The organism is Paenibacillus sp. 01L418 (assembly GCF_056400045.1).
The window spans coordinates 1-809 of record NZ_JBFTSN010000833.1; the positions used below are offsets into that span (position 1 = coordinate 1).

Below are 809 nucleotides of genomic sequence, written 5' to 3' on the forward strand. Positions count from 1 at the left end.
TTCTCATTCTGTATTTCACGAATTGGAATGTTACGCTTACTTAGCGAATATTGAAGTAACGGCGATGGAAGCGATGTGGGCTCGGTTTGATGATGGAGAAGCAGCAGAGCTGCAATTAATGAAAGAGGCAGCACCTGCTTTTCGTAGAAACGTTTGGGAGAGAGGACTACAAGAGCTCGGCATCCACGATGAAGACCTTGCAGTCAAGCTTGCTGAACAGTTTCCAGCCGAGAGGCGCAAGCGCCCCTACGTATATGAAGAAACATTTGAGGTGCTCGAAGCATTATCTGCAAAATACCCGCTTATGCTGCTGACCAATGGAACACCTGATTTACAGAAAGTGAAGCTCTATGGCATCAACGGATTATCCGATTATTTTCCCCATATCGTTATTTCGGGAGAAGTCGGCTGCGGCAAGCCGGCTCCGCAAATTTTCGAGCACACGATGAATCTCGCGGGGCTAAAACCTGAGCAATGTCTAATGGTAGGAGATAATTTGTTTACCGACATTTTGGGGGCGAGCCGAACCGGTATAGCAAGCGCCTGGCTAAATCGATCGAGACAGCAGCTGCCAGAAGGTGCCGCACGTCCAACTTTTGAAATACAATCCTTGAGAGATATTGAAGCGCTGCTTCCTCTATAAGTTGTTTTTACTACTATAAAAAGAGGCTCTACCTTGTCGTTTCGACGAGGTGGAGCCTCTTTTTAGTAATTTCTTCATATTGCGATTACACCTGTTTAACAACACAACCTTATGATAAAGAAGAATCAAAAACACACAAAAACAATTAATCACATTATTTAATGAC

Annotated in this window: 1 protein-coding gene; it reads left to right on the forward strand. The window is 44.4% G+C overall.

The genetic code is table 11. The features are described from left to right. Nucleotides 1–643, forward strand: a 643-nt coding sequence (locus AC1DSE_RS36005) for an HAD family hydrolase (RefSeq protein WP_477529208.1), incomplete at its 5' end; no start/stop codon positions are given. Nucleotides 644–809: the final 166 nt, after the last annotated feature.